Below are 1,276 nucleotides of genomic sequence, written 5' to 3'. Positions count from 1 at the left end.
AAACGCCGCACCCGCCGGAACCAGCACACCCCCCACAGCAACCAGAGCAGAAGCAGCCGCCACAGCAAAGAAATGACACTTCATAAGAATTCCCGCTCCTCCATCACCCGCTCCCGGGAAAACGAGAACAAGCGAAACACTTGAATTAATTGAATGAACCGATACCGGCGCCCGCCGGAAACGCAATCACCGCGCCCGCCACAGCACGACCAGGAAAAACCAGACCCGAGACCACACACCCGCCGGACACGACCCGCACACCGACACCGGCCATGCGGAACACACCGCGCCCACCCGAGGGGAACATCCGGCAGAAGGGCCGGGCGGTGACACCGCCCGGCCCCCCTGCGTACCCCCTCACTGCCCGGCGGCCCTCAGCCCTCAGCCGCCCGCGCCACCGGTACCCGTACCGCCCGTGCTGCCAGCACCGGTCCCCGTACCACCGGTACCCGTGCCACCGGTACCGCCACCGGTCCCGGCACCACCCTGACCGGCACCGCCCTTGCCACCGGCGTCACCCGCGCCGCCCTGACCGGCGCCACCCTTGCTGCCAGCACCGGTCCCCGTACCACCGGTACCCGTACCGCCCGTGCTGCCAGCACCGGTCCCGGCACCACCCTGACCGGCACCACCCGTGCCGCCACCAGTCCCGGCACCACCCTGACCGGCACCACCCGTGCCACCGCCGGTCCCGGCACCACCGGTACCCGCACCACCCGTGCCACCGCCCTTACCCGGATCGGTCTTACCCGGATCGGTCTTGCCCGGACCGTTGTTGATGATCACCACGACAACATTGCCCCTGCCCTTCCCGTGACCGTTGCCGTGATGCCCCCCGTGACCCTTCTTCCCATGCGCCTGACCCACCACCGACACACTGTGCATCGGAGCCGCCGACGCAGCCGCCGGCAACGCCACACCACCAGCCACCACCGCAGCCGACGCCACAGCCACCGCCGCACCGAAGAACCGACGCTTCGAACGACCCTCACCCTGAACACCCATACGAACCGACATAACGCTCTCCCAACAAGAATCAAGAAGGGGAATCTCCCCAACCCGGAAACCGAACAGAAACCACACCGGCAGAACCGAAAAACCCAGAACCACCAGCACACCAGCAAAGGAAAGACAGAACCACAACCACATCCCGCCTCACCCCGACCCCCTCCGAATTACCGGACCAGGCCGTGCAACAAGTAAGCCCCGCCACCCCACCCCCCGTCACCCTCCGACAAATCGGGACTTGACACACACATAAACAACAACTAAAAGC

Annotated in this window: 1 protein-coding gene; it reads right to left on the bottom strand. The window is 66.3% G+C overall.

All coding sequences use genetic code 11. The annotated features are described in order from the left end of the window. Window positions 1–381: 381 nt before the first annotated feature. Window positions 382–1,149 (bottom strand): hypothetical protein, encoded by a 768-nt coding sequence (locus ACFVXA_RS40115; protein WP_390028681.1) that lies wholly within the window; start codon window positions 1,147–1,149, stop codon window positions 382–384. Window positions 1,150–1,276: the final 127 nt, after the last annotated feature.

This window comes from Streptomyces sp. NPDC058246 (assembly GCF_042881985.1).
Lineage (GTDB): Bacteria > Actinomycetota > Actinomycetes > Streptomycetales > Streptomycetaceae > Streptomyces.
The sequence above is the reverse complement of the archived record's forward strand: the minus strand, read 5'-3'. Positions and strand labels throughout refer to the sequence as shown.

Excerpts from the sequence above, each read along its gene's own strand:
- ACFVXA_RS40115 (WP_390028681.1), bottom strand. The coding sequence starts at position 1,149 with ATGTGGTTGTGGTTCTGTCTTTCCTTTGCTGGTGTGCTGGTGGTTCTG.